The sequence below is a fragment of the Wolbachia endosymbiont (group A) of Barypeithes pellucidus genome (genome assembly GCF_964030885.1).
In the GTDB taxonomy this organism is placed as follows: Bacteria; Pseudomonadota; Alphaproteobacteria; order Rickettsiales; family Anaplasmataceae; genus Wolbachia.
The window spans coordinates 333,359-350,923 of the sequence record NZ_OZ034985.1 but is presented as its reverse complement, the minus strand read 5'-3'; the positions used below and the strand labels follow the sequence as shown (position 1 = coordinate 350,923).

Annotated in this window: 10 protein-coding genes, 1 rRNA gene and 4 pseudogenes; 12 read left to right on the top strand and 3 right to left on the bottom strand. The window is 34.6% G+C overall.

The annotated features are described in order from the left end of the window. Nucleotides 1-177: 177 nt before the first annotated feature. Nucleotides 178-1,611: pseudogene (locus tag ACQH1X_RS01925) on the bottom strand (IS4 family transposase). A gap of 98 nt (nt 1,612-1,709) precedes the next feature. Between ACQH1X_RS01925 and ACQH1X_RS01920 the strand changes: the two are divergent. Further along, a pseudogene (locus ACQH1X_RS01920) lies at nt 1,710-2,469 on the top strand (IS3 family transposase); the annotation flags it as partial. 46 nt (nt 2,470-2,515) lie between these two features. Here ACQH1X_RS01920 and ACQH1X_RS01915 read toward each other — a convergent pair. Then, nucleotides 2,516-3,313, bottom strand: a pseudogene (locus tag ACQH1X_RS01915) (IS630 family transposase); the annotation flags it as partial. Nucleotides 3,314-4,169: 856 nt separating this feature from the next. Beyond that, nucleotides 4,170-4,784: a hypothetical protein gene (locus ACQH1X_RS01910; RefSeq protein WP_425386399.1), complete on the bottom strand. Its 615-nt coding sequence runs from the start codon at nt 4,782-4,784 to the stop codon at nt 4,170-4,172. 153 nt (nt 4,785-4,937) lie between these two features. On the opposite strand from ACQH1X_RS01910, the gene ACQH1X_RS01905 reads away from it, so the two are divergent. The 11 genes and pseudogenes from ACQH1X_RS01905 (at nt 4,938) to ACQH1X_RS01855 (ending at nt 17,470) form a co-directional block, all read left to right on the top strand. After that, nucleotides 4,938-6,441: ribosomal RNA gene (locus ACQH1X_RS01905) — 16S ribosomal RNA — on the top strand. Between the two features lie 100 nt (nt 6,442-6,541). Then, a complete protein-coding gene (gene sdhC / locus ACQH1X_RS01900; protein ID WP_010963112.1) occupies nt 6,542-6,919 on the top strand; it encodes a succinate dehydrogenase, cytochrome b556 subunit in 378 nt (125 codons plus the stop codon). Continuing rightward, on the top strand, nt 6,916-7,272 hold the full coding sequence (sdhD, locus tag ACQH1X_RS01895; RefSeq protein ID WP_425386398.1) for a succinate dehydrogenase, hydrophobic membrane anchor protein: 357 nt from the start codon (nt 6,916-6,918) through the stop codon (nt 7,270-7,272). Before sdhC ends, sdhD begins: the two co-directional genes overlap by 4 nt. Before the next feature lie 84 nt (nt 7,273-7,356). Continuing rightward, the gene (locus ACQH1X_RS01890) at nt 7,357-8,631 is read left to right on the top strand and encodes a hypothetical protein (protein WP_425386397.1); all 1,275 of its coding nucleotides are present in this window, start codon (nt 7,357-7,359) and stop codon (nt 8,629-8,631) included. A 335-nt stretch (nt 8,632-8,966) separates the two neighbouring features. Then, nucleotides 8,967-10,267: pseudogene (locus tag ACQH1X_RS01885) on the top strand (sugar phosphate nucleotidyltransferase). A 128-nt stretch (nt 10,268-10,395) separates the two neighbouring features. Beyond that, nucleotides 10,396-11,604, top strand: coding sequence for a hypothetical protein (locus tag ACQH1X_RS01880; protein WP_425386396.1), 1,209 nt, complete (start codon nt 10,396-10,398; stop codon nt 11,602-11,604). A 280-nt stretch (nt 11,605-11,884) separates the two neighbouring features. Next, nucleotides 11,885-13,114: a lipoprotein-releasing ABC transporter permease subunit gene (locus ACQH1X_RS01875; RefSeq protein ID WP_425386395.1), complete on the top strand. Its 1,230-nt coding sequence runs from the start codon at nt 11,885-11,887 to the stop codon at nt 13,112-13,114. Further along, nucleotides 13,107-13,838 (top strand): hypothetical protein, encoded by a 732-nt coding sequence (locus ACQH1X_RS01870; RefSeq protein WP_425386394.1) that lies wholly within the window; start codon nt 13,107-13,109, stop codon nt 13,836-13,838. Before ACQH1X_RS01875 ends, ACQH1X_RS01870 begins: the two co-directional genes overlap by 8 nt. After that, entirely contained in the window at nt 13,835-15,055 is a 1,221-nt protein-coding gene (locus ACQH1X_RS01865; RefSeq protein ID WP_425386393.1) for a heme biosynthesis protein HemY, read from the top strand. Before ACQH1X_RS01870 ends, ACQH1X_RS01865 begins: the two co-directional genes overlap by 4 nt. Before the next feature lie 198 nt (nt 15,056-15,253). Beyond that, complete coding sequence (atpG, locus tag ACQH1X_RS01860; protein WP_425386392.1) at nt 15,254-16,117, top strand: ATP synthase F1 subunit gamma; 864 nt, start codon at nt 15,254-15,256, stop codon at nt 16,115-16,117. Nucleotides 16,118-16,135: 18 nt separating this feature from the next. Continuing rightward, nucleotides 16,136-17,470 (top strand): TldD/PmbA family protein, encoded by a 1,335-nt coding sequence (locus ACQH1X_RS01855; protein ID WP_419246988.1) that lies wholly within the window; start codon nt 16,136-16,138, stop codon nt 17,468-17,470. Nucleotides 17,471-17,565: the final 95 nt, after the last annotated feature.

Sequence of the window (17,565 nt, the reverse complement as noted above, 5' to 3'; positions counted from 1 at the left end):
GTAATTCGTCATCCCGCTACGTGTTAGCGGGATCTATGTGAGATACCGCGGCAGTATGACGTAGGACTGCTGTTATCCCGCTGCGTGTTAGCGGCTGAGATACCGCGAATGAATCGCGGTATGACGGTTCGCGGCGGTATAGTAACTCGTCATCCCGCTACGTGTTAGCGCTTACTATTACCCACAAGTATAAAATTCATGAGCGAGTCTCCATCCTTCTGCTAAATCAAAGAGACGTTTCCATCCCTTCCACAAAGCTATAGCTAAGTCATTTTTGCGAGCTAAAAACCCTCCTAATTTGGCTATCCACCTCACGATTTCTCTTATAGGTGGTGGGATTTCAGGATAGTCTTTTGTCTTAAGCATTTTGGTATACAAAACCTTCCATTCGTCATCAGTCAGTATGACAGTGCAAGAAAGATTTGGATTTGTTCTAGCTACTAGTGTGATAAAAAATATTCTCCATGCAATTATACTCATAATTGTAAGAAAGCGGATTAATCTATCTGCTGTTTGGAGCCTACATTCTTCAACTTTAAGACCGGATTTTAAAATTTTATGAAAAACCTCTATTCTCCATCTTAAGCAATACCATTGTATTTTTTCTACTGCTTCTTCAAAATTATTAATATTTATATTTGTCAACAAAATCCAGTTCATAGGTTCTTCGCCAAATGGGGGGTGTTTTTCTATAGCATAGACAGCATTTAAACTTAAATTAGGAAGTTTTTGGGTTTTACGTCTAGCATTATTTTTTGATGCATTCATCACAAAGTTACTAAACTTTACTTCTAAAACTGTTGTTCTTTGAGGTTTATCATTGCGAGCAGACTTGAATTTCTCCTTGACAAGACATGCGATTCATTAAATCCCACAACCTTTCACCACCTTTTTCAGAATAAGTCGACTTCTTATTTACTGTTCTGTTTTGATTTCCTCTTACTACAAAAAGAGATTGATTAGTGGAAGCGACTTCAAATAAATCATAAATATCTGCTTCTCTATCGCAAACGGTAACTACCTTAACGTTCTTTAATCCAGGATGGTGAGTAGAATCTTTAAGTGATGCTATCCACCGTATGCTTTCTTTCTCTTCTATCGGAATAGCAGTATTATGGCTTCTTCTTTTCAACTCTTTTAGGTCTTCAGCCAAAGGAGGTCTAGTACTAATTTTTTGATCTAATAATCCTATAGGTAGCCCTTCTGTTGTAACTGCAAACGTTGTATGCATCATGGGTTTTAAAGTTAGTTGTTTTAGATGTTAATCTTGCTGCTATAATCCCTAATCCTTCGGTCTTTTTATGATTTTTATATGAAATATAACTCGTGTCTTGGATAGCTAAGATAGTTTTTAGCTCTTTCAACAGTTTTAATTATATGACTGTCTAATATCTTTCTTTCAGAAATGGCATCGTTTTGGAAAAATCTATAAGCTGCTTTACTTTGATGCCAATCTTCACAAGCTTGATTTATTGAACGCTCAGGCGATTCAGCAAAACTATTAACTATTTTTAAAAGCCTCTTACTTAATCTTATATCACCAAAATTAACAATTCCAAATTCACTTTCTGCCCATTCGCCAGTTGAGGTATTTATATTTCTTTTCATCATATATTCCATTTTTAGACCATAGATCTATTTATAATAGAAAGTTGAATTAGTAAAATAGCAGCTTTTTCTCCATTTTTAGATTTATGGGTAATAGTAAGTACTATAAGTGGACTACAAGGAAAATAAGCAGTAGAGAATCAGCAAATAAGGAGTTATTAGCAGATATTCAAAAAATATATCAAGCTTCTAAATGTAGATATGGAGCTCCTAAAATTCATGCTGAATTAAAGGCTTCGGGTAAAAGTTGCAACTTGAAAACAGTGCAAAGTATTATGCAGAAAAATGGTATTCAGGCTATATTGAGAAGAAAATTTAAAATTAAGAAACAACAAACGGACAGTAGAGTCGTAATATTAGACCAAAACTTTATTGTCGATCAACCAAATAAAGTATGGGATTACTTATATAAAAACCAAAGAAGGATGGCTATATTTGGCAACAATAATCGATCTATATTCACGCATGGTAGTTGGCTGGTCAATGAGCAGTTCAATAAATAAACAATTGGTTATGGACTCTTTATTAATGGCCGTTAACAAGCGTAAACCTGCCAAAAATCTACTATTACATAGTGATCAAGGTTCACAATATACTTCGCAAGGTTATCAATATCTCTTATCCATAAAAAACATAGTACCTAGCATGAGTCATAAAGGTTGTTGTTACGACAATTCTGTTGTGGAAAGCTTCTTTAGTTCTCTAAAAAGGGAGTTACCAATAGACACCTCTCGGCACTCTAAACAGCATATCAAAACTGCTATATTTGAATATATAGAAATTTTTTATAACAAACAACGTAGACACTCCACTATTAACTATTGCATTCCTGAGCATTTTGATTCATCATTCTCTTTGTAAAAAACATTCCAAACTTTCTCTCCACTTTTTCTGGGTAAGGTCAGTCGATATTTTTAGGTACTTTTAAATTTTTTGACTTATGCCAACTAGCACAATCCATGATAAGAAATGCCTCCCTTGTTCCTAAATATTGTGACATCTGCTCAAGGAATATATTCATACAATCAGTATTGACGTTTGAGCTAGAACTCTCTCCATTTCTGGGATTAACTGCACTATAGAGATAAAAATTTTCCTACCTAGTTTTACCTTAACCTGTGTCCTAATGCCTTTTTTAAACCACCCGTGTCCAATCTTTGAATGTGTGCCAAACCGCGATTCATCGAAGAAAAATAGCTCTTTTTCAGGATACATGACAATAGTTTCATTAAGATTTTTTTTTAAATCCCTCTTGTTTACTTTTATCTTGTCCGTTATGCACTGGTCTTGGTGTGATACATGAGAATTTCATTCTTTGCATATTACGGTGTACTGTAGATTTGCTGATATTCAAACCAAACTTTTCTTGAATTCTTATTTTCATTTCTTTTATAGTAATATTGGGGTTTTCCTCTATCCACACCTCAACTTGTTCACGTTGACTTTGATTCAATATAGTTTTTCTACGGCGTTGAGGCGGAGCAAATAATTTTTCTTCTCTGCCAAATTTTAGGTGCTTTATCCATGCAGTAAGTGCCTTTCTTGAAATGCAGCATATCTTTGCTACGGCTGTTATACTGTGCTTTTTTGCTGCAATTACAGCATTTAGTTTTTTTGCAACATATGCGTTATTTCTTACTTTCTTCAGCATTTCTTTTGCTGATTCCACCACTTTTTCATCCAATAATTTTGATCTTAATGCCATTTAAACCTCGCTATTTTACTTACTTCAGTATGGCTTTTTTTCTATTATTGTCTATCCGTTACTTGTGTAGCGGGAATTGGTATAAGTAGCCTTCTTCTCCTGTCATCCCAGCACCTTCTTCCTGTTATCTAAGTAGCTGACTACTTGGATCCAGAAAACTTAACTTTAAATAAGTGGCTGCATCTAGATTCCAGACTGGAATGACAAGGCTATAAGTGTCAACACTGGGTTAGCCCAAGCGAGACGTCATGCCGCCGCGGATAGATCCCGCTAACAAGTAGCGGGATGACGAGGTTATCGTCATGCCACCGCGAACCGTCATACCGCCGCGGTATCTCTTAGCCGCTAACACGTAGCGGGATGACGGTTGTCGTTTAGCCATAAATGTTTAAGAAATTTACCAAACGAAAAAAAAGGCAAAAGAAGCCTTAGTCATTGTCTATTTTCAGTATTGGCGTTTTTTAAGTCTTAAACACTGCAATTTAGCTGCTTTTAAATGCAACTCACCTTTGTTTAAATGTTTAAGAAATTTACTAAGCAGAAAAAAAGGCAAAAGAAACCCCGTGTTAGCTAGTTGTCACTTTCTAATCCTGCAAATTGGCGTTCTCTACTGTCTTAAACGCTTTGTAAGCGCGTTTCGGCTTATATAGCTAGAAATGTTGTGAAGACATAAGGTGCACATAGTGCGAAAAATTAAAAATAAGACGCCAAGTACGTTGTTTTTTTGCTGTTTAATCTGCACAGATGAAGATAACTGAATACCTTCAGTACCATGATATGGGCGCTGGCGAAGGGTGTCAAGTAAGTTTTTCGTTTCTCAACACGCTGCCAAAAGCTATGCAAAAAGTCTAATGAGTTAACTCCCATATATCCTGAGTAGCTCTTGTGCATTAGCCTTTATTAGAGTAGGGCATTTTCTGTCATTTAATAGGGAACGCAATATTTCAGTTGCACCTTTAATGTCGTTATTATGTATCTTTACTACAGCGATAGCTTCTTGGCTTGAGTAAGGATACACTGCACTTGATTCTAAATTATCAATTTTATCTTTATTTATTTTTTCACCGTTGGAGTGAAGTAAGCTCATTACTTCTAAGTATTGTGCTAACTCACGCAAAACATTAGGAGCATCTTTATTATCTGCCAAATCATTATAAATAGATGCTGTGTCTGTTGGCATTGAATCTGAGATATGATTGAATGCGCGTTCAAAATTTGCTAAATACTCCCAATTTGAATCTATTTCTTCTAGCAGCGGCTTATTATCTTTTTTAAAGAATAATACTTCGTAAAACTTGTCACCCGCAGTTATAGATTGTTTTGTGTTATCAATGTTGCGCAATAAGTATAATGTGATACCAATTAACATTGGTGCGAGTGCAAGCAGAAAGATGTATTTTTTCATGGTAGTATTCCAAATAGTTATATATTTATACATTAATGCTTTTGATTTGCAAAAACATATTGACATAGTGATTATATCACATAATAATATTCTCAAAGTTGTTTGAATAGTTGGAGATTAAAATATTTCTAAAGTAGAAATAAAGACAGCAGTATTAAGCTAAATTATTTTTTGTCGGATTTATCCGATGTACCCTCAACCTTTTATAGGTTGAAGTCTAAATTTGAGAGTTTGATCCTGGCTCAGAATGAACGCTGGCGGCAGGCCTAACACATGCAAGTCGAACGGAGTTATATTGTAGCTTGCTATGGTATAACTTAGTGGCAGACGGGTGAGTAATGTATAGGAATCTACCTAGTAGTACGGAATAATTGTTGGAAACGGCAACTAATACCGTATACGCCCTACGGGGGAAAAATTTATTGCTATTAGATGAGCCTATATTAGATTAGCTAGTTGGTGGGGTAATAGCCTACCAAGGCAATGATCTATAGCTGATCTGAGAGGATGATCAGCCACACTGGAACTGAGATACGGTCCAGACTCCTACGGGAGGCAGCAGTGGGGAATATTGGACAATGGGCGAAAGCCTGATCCAGCCATGCCGCATGAGTGAAGAAGGCCTTCGGGTTGTAAAGCTCTTTTAGTGAGGAAGATAATGACGGTACTCACAGAAGAAGTCCTGGCTAACTCCGTGCCAGCAGCCGCGGTAATACGGAGAGGGCTAGCGTTATTCGGAATCATTGGGCGTAAAGGGCGCGTAGGCGGATTAGTAAGTTAAAAGTGAAATCCCAAGGCTCAACCTTGGAATTGCTTTTAAAACTGCTAGTCTAGAGATTGAAAGAGGATAGAGGAATTCCTAGTGTAGAGGTGAAATTCGTAAATATTAGGAGGAACACCAGTGGCGAAGGCGTCTATCTGGTTCAAATCTGACGCTGAGGCGCGAAGGCGTGGGGAGCAAACAGGATTAGATACCCTGGTAGTCCACGCTGTAAACGATGAATGTTAAATATGGGAAGTTTACTTTCTGTATTACAGCTAACGCGTTAAACATTCCGCCTGGGGACTACGGTCGCAAGATTAAAACTCAAAGGAATTGACGGGGACCCGCACAAGCGGTGGAGCATGTGGTTTAATTCGATGCAGCGCGAAAAACCTTACCACTCCTTGACATGGAAATTATACCTATTCGAAGGGATAGGGTCGGTTCGGCCGGGTTTCACACAGGTGTTGCATGGCTGTCGTCAGCTCGTGTCGTGAGATGTTGGGTTAAGTCCCGCAACGAGCGCAACCCTCATCCTTAGTTACCATCAGGTAATGCTGGGGACTTTAAGGAAACTGCCAGTGATAAACTGGAGGAAGGTGGGGATGATGTCAAGTCATCATGGCCCTTATGGAGTGGGCTACACACGTGCTACAATGGTGGCTACAATGGGCTGCAAAGTCGCGAGGCTAAGCCAATCCCTTAAAAGCCATCTCAGTTCGAATTGTACTCTGCAACTCGAGTGCATGAAGTTGGAATCGCTAGTAATCGTGGATCAGCACGCCACGGTGAATACGTTCTCGGGTCTTGTACACACTGCCCGTCACGCCATGGGAATTGGTTTCACTCGAAGCTAACGACCTAACCGCAAGGAGGGAGTTATTTAAAGTGGGATCGGTGACTGGGGTGAAGTCGTAACAAGGTAGCGGTAGGGGAATCTGCAGCTGGATTACCTCCTTAGGCTTTGCACATAACTTACCATTTTTAATGATGGTGTTGTTATGTGCTATACTGCTGTCTTTACTTCTACTTTATTTTAATTTCCCGATAACGGAATTTTATGAGTGATAGACCTCTTTCTCCACATTTACAAATATATAAAGTACAAGTTACTAGTTTTTTCTCTATTATGCACAGATTGACTGGTATCTTGCTATTCCTTTTATTAATGATACTTTCTTGGTATTTCATATTACATGTTTACTTTCCTGAGTTACTTATAGTAAGGTACTTAAATGCATTATTATTCACTCCTGTTGCTAAATTAGCTTATGTCTTATGTTTTATAAGTTTTGTATATCATTTTCTTAATGGTATTCGTCATTTATTGTGGGATGTTGGGCTTAATTTAGAAATTACTGGCGTTTCAAGGAGTGCTATACTGCTGACAGTAACGCTACTTCTTTCTACTATGGCTTTTTTATTTATGTTTATATGAGTCAATCTGGAAATTCAGTACATCATTGGTGGGACCAGCGTGTTTCTGCGGTAATTTTACTATTCCTGTTTCCTTGGTTTATCTATTCATTTTCTTGCGCATTTTATACTGATAGCTCTTTGTCTTTTAGTGAAAAATTTATTAATCACCCTTTAGAGCTTTTATTTTTTGTTGTATTGTTGTTTTGCATTTTTTGGCACGCAGTTCTTGGAATGCAGGTAGTGTGCGAAGATTATATACACAGCGTACCTCTAAGGATTTTTACAATTACATGCATAAAGTACTTATCAAGCATTACTTATATAGTCCTTGCTTTTACAAGCTTTATCTTCTACAGGCATATTTTCTTGTAAAATTGCCAATTCTGTGTTAATATATTATTAGTGTACTAGTTTTATTATTGAGCTATAGCATTATAGCGATTTTGGTTTAGCAATATGTTCGGGGTATTAAAAAAGGGGGCAACAGATCTTACACTTAAAGCAAAAGGTCTATTTACTTCATCTGAGCCTGCCACAACTTATGTCGAAGACCTTAGAAAGGTAATGACATATAAAGGTGAAAGAAAATGCAAATATCCAGGGAATTACGATCAGATTAAAAAGTCTGGAAAAATTATAGAAAACAGGGATATACATGGAAAGCTTATACTAGAAGATGGAAAACCCACGTATAAACTTTTGTATGGTCAAAAAGATGAGAATGGAGAACAACCAAGTTTCAGATTATCTTTAGTTACCGAAAATAAAGATAATGATAATGATAGATCTTATTTTACTATCAATTATATAGACAATCAGGGTAAGCAAATTCCTATAGATTGGTTAGATAAGTCATATTTTGAGCCATTAGGCTTTTCGAGAATGGATTTGAAAAAATACGTGCCAATTTTTGAAGCTAAAAAAACTAATGATCCTCAATATCCGTTTGAATTAACTAACTCTTCTGTAGAGGTAAAAAATAAAGAAGGTAAAGTTCAGGAAGTTGTTGATGAAAAAGGAAGAAATGGAAAATTACTATACACTAGTGATTACAAGAAGTTAAACACTAGTTTTTCTGAAATTAGAGATCAGAATGGTAATCTAGAGCTAGATAAAAGTCTTATATCTGTTCCTATCGTTTTTGCTACAAGCTTGGCTAAAGTTTGTACTAAATTGTTGACTTCTCTTCCTATAAAGTTAGGGGAGCATTTAATAAGCAAACAAAATCCAATTGCAAAGTCTTTTGGTTATCTTTTATTTACTCCTGCAATGGCAGTAAAAAATTTAGTGAATATGGGAGCTACTATACTTAAGGCTCCAATTTTATTATTTGTAGCAGATAAGAAGAAGTATGGTGATGCTTACTACACTATGTGGAAACACCAATTGAAAGGATGTTGGGAAGAAGCAAAAAGTGACTTTAATGTTATTAAAGGTGGAGAAAGGCTAAAGCCGGAGCAAAATGATGATGAGCCACTTAGTATAGTGGGCACATGGGATGAGCTTGACGCCAGGAGGAGAGGCTTAGAAAACGCGCTGAATAAAAGTAGTGAAAGTATAGATAAATTTAGAGAACCAGGTGTTGAAAAAAGCTTAAAGAATGAAAGCTTAGCTGAATCTAAAAAAGCGGCTACCAATCAGGAGAAAGTGAGTGCCGCTCCTCATGCTGATAAAGTACTAAGCAAACGAAATTCATTGCGAGATGAAGAAATTCGATTACCTTCTCGCTAATTACAACTGTACGAACGTTGTGATTTGTAGGTAATTTTCATAACAAGCGGTGTCATGCCAGTGCTTGACACTGGCATCCAGTTTTTGGTAGTTTCATTGAAAATGCTGTATAGTGCGCTTGTTTATGATCGATTTTGCTGGATCCCAGTGTCTAGGCACTGGGATGACACCCTCCTGGTAAGCTCAAATCACAATGCTCGTACAGCTATGCCTCGCTAATTAGCCATTACTTTAAATTGATACCCACCCTCTATTTAATCATTTTACAACAAAAACTTGCATGCATCTTGCTCTTAGTATAAGATATTAATTATTTAATTAATTTTCTTAACTATATGCGCCCTGTGATATTATGTGGTGGTAGTGGCAGTAGACTTTGGCCTTTATCTAAGCCAAAGCAATTTCAGAAAATATTTAGTCAGAACACTATGTTTCACAACACTTTGTTGAGACTAAAAAGTAGTTATATGCCACCCATAATTACCACAAATATACAGTACGAGTCGTTAGTGAAGAAGGAGTTGCATACGCTGCGAGAATATAAAGTGATTTTCGAACCAGTGAAAATTGGAACAGCAGCAGCGATATTAATTGCTGCGCTTCTCTGCAATGAAAACGAGATAATGTTAATTCTGCCTTCAGACCATTTTATAGGCGATTTAAATAATTTTTATGCTTCTATTGAGAAAGCGTCTAAGTTAGCCTCTGAAACTAACTCTATAGTAACTTTTGGGGTTAAGCCTCATGAATTCAATTCTGAATACGGCTATATAAATGCAGTATATGATCAGAAAGAAAAATGTCATATAGTGAAAGATTTTACAGAAAAACCCGAGCGTAAGTTAAGTAACGATCATTATTGGAACTCTGGAATATTTGTATTTAAAGCAAAACGCTACATAGATGAGATCAAAAAATCTGCCCCGAATCTTTACAATTCATGTTTTGCAAGTGTGAAACATTTCACACCGCAAGAGAGATTTCTATATTTAAAACAACGAGATTTTGCAGGAATTGAAGGCATATCCATTGATTACTTGGTAATGGAAAAAGCAAAGAACATTACAATGGTAGAGGCTAATTTCGATTGGTTGGATGTTGGAACTTGGAATTCAGTTTTAGAATTGAGTGAGAAGTTTAGCAAAGAACCAGTGTCATTTCAGCATGTGATTAGAGAAAAAGAACCAGTTTCAACGACAGAAAGTAATAAAAATTTATTGGTGGAGCTTATAAGCAACCAAACAAAAGCCTAATATCGTTTATTAATAAGGTTAAGAAAGCAAAAGCGATAAGAAGAGAAGTCAAGCCATGGGGGTTTTATAGTATAATTTTAATGAGCGAAAATTTTCTTATAAAATATCTTTTTATAAATCCATTAAGCTGCACTTCTAAGCAATTCCATCACTATAGAGATGAATACCATATAGTACTATCGGGAGTTGGGTATGTTAGTTTAGGCGACAAAGAATATGCTATAGTAAAAGACCATATGATAGAAATCCCAAGGGAAGTTTCCCATAGGATTGAAAATAGAAGCACAAGCTCTCCACTTGAAATAGTTGAATTTCAGATAGGAGAGCATTTATCTGATAATGATATAGTGAGATTGGATGATGTATATGGAAGAATATGGTAACGCCATAAATGCATTTGTTGGCAATTTATAATATGGGTATAGCTGCTTTATGTAAAAAATAATATTTACTAAATCTTAATATTTTAAACCTATACCCATATTTTAATAAATAATGAGTTGTAATTAATATGAAGGATCCATTTAAAAGTGACAATTATAGAGAAAATCTCGATTTCCTTAAAGAAGCTATAAAAGCAGGAGATGAGTTAGTAACTATTAGACATTATAATAAAACGGTAAGGGATTTATCTCAGGCATTAAAGCGTTTTACAGATAAGGCAGAAGATGTAGCTAAGTTTGTTATACGTAGTGACTCAATTGATTATATAAAATCGATGAATGGAAAGCCATCAGGTCTTAAGATATTAAAGGAAATATTGAATAGAATCTCGGGAAGAAATGTTCCAGTTAAGAATATAAGTAGTTTTATTGATAAATTACCTCTTCCTACTTCAATGACAATCTTTGAATATCTAGAGGCTTATCGTAAAATTTCAGGTTTGGAGCAAGTTGAAAGAGGAAATATTGTAATAGCTCCAGAAAAGCCAGAACGCAGTTTTCTAAAAGAAGATAGACAAGTGGAAGTTAATTATAATGATTCAGGCCATGGAAATTCATTAGATGAAAAGCCTGGATACAAAGAGATATCAAATTATCAAGAGAAGAAGAGTAAAATTTTAACAGAAAATTCACAAAGTTCAAAATCGCCTAGAGAAGAGCTAATTTATGCAACAGTTTCTAAAGAACATATAGAAGCAAAAAAAGAACTTAAACAAAAACAACAATCTAAACCTCCAATATTGCCAAAACCATCAATAGCACCCCCATTGCCAAAAAAAATGTTTACTGCTGGTCAAGAAGTTAGACAAAAACCAAAAGTAGTAGGAACTGTTTCTAAATCAACTAAAGATAAACCTGAATTACCACCAAAACTTAAAAAGTTAGGTCATACTGATCAAAAATCAAGCACAAAGCTAGAAATGGTAGTATCTTCTATGGAAAAAGAAATTAATTATAATATCGATATTAAAGTACAAGAGATAAGAAAAAAATTCAAACAAAATCAAGCAAAAGAAAGTCCTAATGCGCAAACTATTGAAAGCAGGACCCCTCCTGTTGCACAAGTGAATATAGATGTGGAGAAAAAAACTAGGCCATCACCAAAAGTTGCTTCCCAATCTCGCTTATTTCCAATGAGGGATGAAATATCTCAGATGAATCCCTTATCAGCAAAATCTGATCCGAGACCTCATGTTAGCAAAAGTGCTCTTCTCACAGATGTAAATGTAAAGCAAATAGTTGTACAATTTGAAAATTATGGAAGGAAAGTATCATAACTTATTGAATAAAGCCAATAATATTCTTGATTTCTTTTATGTTATAGAAGCACAAGCTCTCCACTTGAAATAGTTGAATTTCAGATAGGAGAGCATTTATCTGATAATGATATAGTGAGGTTGGATGATGTATATGGAAGATTTTGAAATTCTAATGTTAAAGATACTCTATAAGTCTGCTAAATTTAAGGAAGCAAAAATCTCTAGTTTTCAAATAAAGAAAAGTCTACAATTATACGAAGTTTCAAAAATATAATGTTTTACCTCAAAATATTTTGTAATGTCCATTGCCTTTGAAATTACTATGGCTGCTTGCTATTTGCGAGCAAGAAATGCCAGATTTTGCTCTATAATGACTTTGTTCTCTATTATCGGCATTGCCCTTGGAGTTGCAACGCTAATAGTAGTGATGTCTGTGATGAACGGATTCAGAGCAAAGTTGCTTGACTCAATACTTGGCATTGATGGCCATATTAATGTTTATTTTGATAGGAACATAAATTCAGATTACTGCACAGTTTCGAAATCTATTGAGAAAATTCCTGGTATATTAAAAGCTACTCCTATGACCAATGATCAAGTTATTATTGTAGCAAATGGTAAAATTGCAGGTAGCGTAGTGCGAGGTGTGTCAACTAAAGATTTGCTTGATAGTACTGCCGTTACAAATAATGTAATTATAGGTGATGTAAAAAAATTTGATGAAGGGATAATAATAGGAGCACGATTGGCAGAAGCTTTGAACGTTGACTATGGCGACGAAATTACGTTTATATCATCTGAAGAATTTGATGCATTACTTGGTGAAATGCCGCGAATGAAAAAATATAAAGTTATAGCAATATTTGATATGGGTATGTTTGAGTATGATAATACCTTGATATATATGCCTCTAAAATCAGCACAAGCCTTTTTTAATTATGAAAATAGTATAAAAAATATAGAAGTACTTGTAGACGACGTTACTAGAGCTGATAAGCTAGCAGATGCTATAGAAAAAGAAATAGGAATGGAAGCTGAAAGTTGGCAATCACAACAAAGCCATTATTTTAGTGCTTTAGAAACTGAAAGAAATGTGATGTTTTTAATTCTTACTTTGATTATAGTTGTAGCAGCGTTTAATATTATCTCAAATTTAATGATGATAGTGCAAGAAAAGAAATCCGCGATTGCAATTATGCGTACATTTGGTGCAACAAGTGGAAGCATTATGCGCATATTTTGTGCTTGTGGTCTATTAATCGGTTTTACGGGAACTTGTCTTGGCTGTATTATAGGTGTCGTTTTTTCTCTCAATATCGAAAGTATTAGAGTATTTTTAGAAAACGTTACTAACGTCAAGCTGTTTGATCCTATGATATACTTTTTTTCAAGTTTGCCAGTGATATTAGTACCCCAAGACGTAGTAAATATTTCTGCACTTGCGTTATTCTTATCATTTTTAGCGACAATTGCTCCTGCATTGCAGGCAGCTGCACAAGATCCTGCGGAGATACTACGTTATGAATGATACTCAGCAAAAGTACATAGGTTGGTTCTTAATTGTATTGTTATTTACCGGTTACATCGCAATAAATAACATAATCTTTTTTAAAATAAATCAGCAAGAGAGTGAAAATAATGTGAAAATTTTAATGGAAGGCATGGATGAGCTTAGAATGTTGCTTGAAGTTAATCAATCTAGAACGGAAAAAAGGATATTTGACTTAAAGAGAAGTCAGCATACTCAGTGTGAGCAAGGTGATAATAACTCAAGATGTAAGAACCTTGCAAAATTGCTATTACTTGTGGTTAAAATGAAGGATTCGTTATTGCGAGAAGCAAAATTTGATAATCATATAAATTCAATAAAGCCTTTGATATCAGAGCTTGACGATCCAGAGATAGAAAATGCAATGAGTGAATTAGAAAATGTGAAAGAGATAAATACTTTACATGAATTAAAATTATCTTTTGAAAAAACCATTGCTGTTATTAACTACAATAAAAGTACATTATTAAAAAAAATCATTTCAAACTGGATAAAGGTAGACGACCGGAATGATCCATTAAGAGTAAAATTTGCGAAAATTGAGGAGTCAATAAACGATAATGATTGGCAGAGCATAGCTACTACAATAGGAGATTTAGCACACCCAGAATTCAAGCCATGGCTGAATAAATTGAATGGTCTTATTGTAGCTTCTAAGAATATTTCAACAATATATCATCACTTATTACAATATATCTCATGATTTATTTTATAATTTTCGCTTTTTCGTTTTTATTTGGCATATGGGTCAAGGTAAGTGGTGAAGTAATAAAATTAGAATTAGGCAATTACGCTATAAGTATTGATCTATATTTCATTATTTTTACTTGTGTAGTTTTGTTATTTTTATTAATTACACTTGTACGCTTTTTTTCCTCCATTTCATCAACATTTGCCAACATAAGAAATAGAAGAAGGGATAGGGAAGAATTGCTTCTCTTTGAAGCTTTCTTTAGCATAGACTTAGACAATATAGAGAACGCCCAAAAGGTAGTTAAAAGTCTAAATGAGAAGAGCGATAGGTTGTCTTTAATAAAGCTCTTTAACTCAGGTAAGACGGGAAATTACAGCTTTTTCAGTAATGGTTTAACAGACATTGCAAATAAAAATCGTAACTTAGCTCTACTTCTAGCCAATAAGCTAATTGTTTACCTTAAACAAGAAAAGGTAGTCTTTCAAAAATTTATAGAATATTGCTCTAGCTCAATCAACGATAAAATGCTATCTATTCCCTTTCAAATAGAGCATTGCATATTGAAAGAAGATTGGATTAATGCAATTTTGAGATTAAAGGAAGCAGTTAAGTTCAATATTTTTCTTCCCTTTGACCATAAAGAAATGTTTGCAGTTTTTTATTGTGCTTTGGCAAAACAATATGAAAGTAAAGGGGATTTTAAAGGGGCTATAAAGTCTTTATTCAGAGCACAAAGTTATTATGCAACTTTTCGGCCCATCAATTATTTAAAGGCAGAATTATATATTAAACTTGGAAAAATCAGAAAAGCTTCTGCAGTGCTAGAGATAGAATATGCAGTAAATCCTACTCCTCAGTCAGCTAGAATGTACATCAATTTAAATAGTAAAGGTGCTGAAAGACTATACAACTTACGCCCTGATTATTATTTTAGTTACTGTTTACTTGCTTTGTCCTCAATGAGTTCAGGTAAATATGATCTTGCAAGTCAATATTTAGACACTGCTATCAAAAAAGCTAATTACATGTCAATCTACTTTATTGTAATACAGCTCAAGGTTACATTGCAAGAACACGACAAGGTAATTTATTGGCTAAACAAGATGGGCTCAGAAGCTTTGCCTGATCCAGGCTGGAAGTGTAAAAATTGTAACAGAGAACTAAAGCAATGGGATCATAAGTGTTCAAGTTGTAATAGTTTTAATTGTATTTATTATGTATTATAAGATTCCACAAAGTGTAGAAATTACCATTAGGCTACTTTCACATTGATATTGCTGAAGTTAGAACACTTTCTTAATATAATCCTTATCTTCAAACAATAAACCTGCAAGTTTCTTAGTTAGACTTGGTTTTAATGTCAAAAAAACTTGCTTTTAGACACTAACAGTTATATATTTTTAATAAATAGAGTTGTATACAAAATGAAGAGCTTAAAGGAATTATCCTTAAGAATTAAGAATATTAGGTCTGTCCAGAAAACCACGAAAATAATGCAAATGGTTTCTGCAGCAAAGTTATTACAAAGCCAAAAGAAATTATCAAATTCAAAATTATATGTATCTAAGCTGCATAGCATTATTTCTTCATTAATGCTATCAGTTGATCAAGAATTACTGGCAAAAATTCTAAATGTCAGTAACGACGGTTCTTACCTAGTATTCATTGTTGCGTCTGATCGTGGCTTATGCGGCAACTTTAACTCTTCTATTGTCAAATTTAGTCAAAATAAGTTAATCGCAAATGGCAAAAAAGTAGATATTGTATTTCTTGGTAAAAAAGCTTTTGATGTAGGTAAAAATAGATTTGACTCTAAAAGTATCTTAAAAATTGAAAATAGTAAGGGAATCACGTTAAAGCACGTAGAAGCTTTGGTTGATGGTATAGATTTAAGTAAATACGATAAAGTTAAAGTTTTTTATAGTAAATTCTATAATACCTTCACGCAAAAACCAATGTTGGAAACAATAAAACCATGGAGTGAAGACTCATCCTTGATTGACAACTCTCTGGCTGGTCCAACAATAGATTACGGCTATGAGTATGAACCACAAAACATTGAATTTATTTTAAAATCTTTGGTTCAAGATTACGTTGTAATTGCTCTTTACTCTGCTTTGCTTGAAAGTGCAACAAGTGAGAATAGTGCTAGAATGGTTGCTATGGAATCAGCAAACAGAAACACTAAAGAGATGCTGAACAAACTAGCATTGCTTTATAATCGTTCTCGTCAAGCAGCAATTACAACTGATTTAATTGAAGTTATAGGTGGTGCAGAGTCTTTATAAAAATCTAAGGAATAGAAAATGAATATATTAAATATTGCAGCAGATATCACTAAATTAATAAAAAAGCAGAATCAAGACGCGGAAGTTACAATATATGAGACTAATAAAACTTCAGTTTCTCAGCGTCTATCAAAAATTGAGCAAATATCACAATCTAAAAATTGCACTGTGGGAATCAGAGCTATAGCAGGTAAAAACAAAGCTGCGTATATTTCTACAAACGATTTGAATAATCTTAGTGATACGGTAAGCCAAGTGGTAGAAATGGCAAAGAATGCGCCAGAAGATCCTTGCATTAATTTTGCTGTAAATGGTAGTAATTATATCTCTTCTGCAGATTTAAGTATCTCAGATAATAATGTTGTAACCGTTGATAACCTAAAAGAAATTGCTGAAGCTGCAGAAAATTCAGCCCTTGCACATAAGAGTATCACTAATTCTGAAGGAGCCTCTTCTTCATACGCTTTAGTGAATACAGTATTATCGACTGTTTCTGGTTTTATTGGCTCGTTTAGTAAATCAACCTTTGCTAATCAGGTCTCTGTTGTTGCTGGAAGAGAAAGTGAAATGAAGGTTGGTTACGATTATGATATAGCATGTAATTTTAGTGATTTAAAGTTGCCAGAGTTAATAGGAAAAGAAGCAGCAAAAAGAGCAGTTGATCAATTGAATTCACGTACAATTAAAACTGGTAAATTTCCAGTTATTTTTGAAAAAAGAGCAGCAAAAGGGCTAGTAAAAAGTTTTGCTTCTGCTATAAATGGGAGCAGTATTATAAGCAACAGTTCTTTCTTGAGGGGTAGTTTAAACGCTCAGATTTTCAACGATAGAATTAATATTATCGATGACCCGTTGTTGCCAAGAGGCATAGCATCGAGACCATTTGATGGAGAAGGGATAACTAGCAAAAAAAATATATTTGTAAAAAACGGAATATTACAAAATTGGATTTTAGACTTATACTCGGCTAAAAAATTAGACTCAGAAACAACCGGAAGTGCAACTCGTGCAAGTAATGCTGCAGTTATTCCTGCAGCTAGTAACTTCTATATTGAGAATGGTAATGTATCGTTTGAAGAATTAATTCAGGAAGTGAAAAAGGGAGTATATGTAACTGATTTATTTGGTTTTGGTATCAATTTAATCAATGGCGATTACAGCCAAGGCGCTTCCGGATTTTTTATAGAAGATGGAAAAATAACGTATCCAATACATGAGATTACCATTGCTAGCAATTTGAAGGATATGTTTAGCAATTTAGTCGTTGCAGATGATCTAACTTTTTGTGGGCAATTTAATTCACCGACAATTAAAGTTAGCGAAATGACGGTTGCAGGTTCGCTTAACGATTAAAAAATTTATTTGCATCAAGTACAACAATTGTGTATTATTGTCATGTAATGTTAAGAATAGACTATGGAGTATAAAGGTTTAGTTTCAATAGCTAA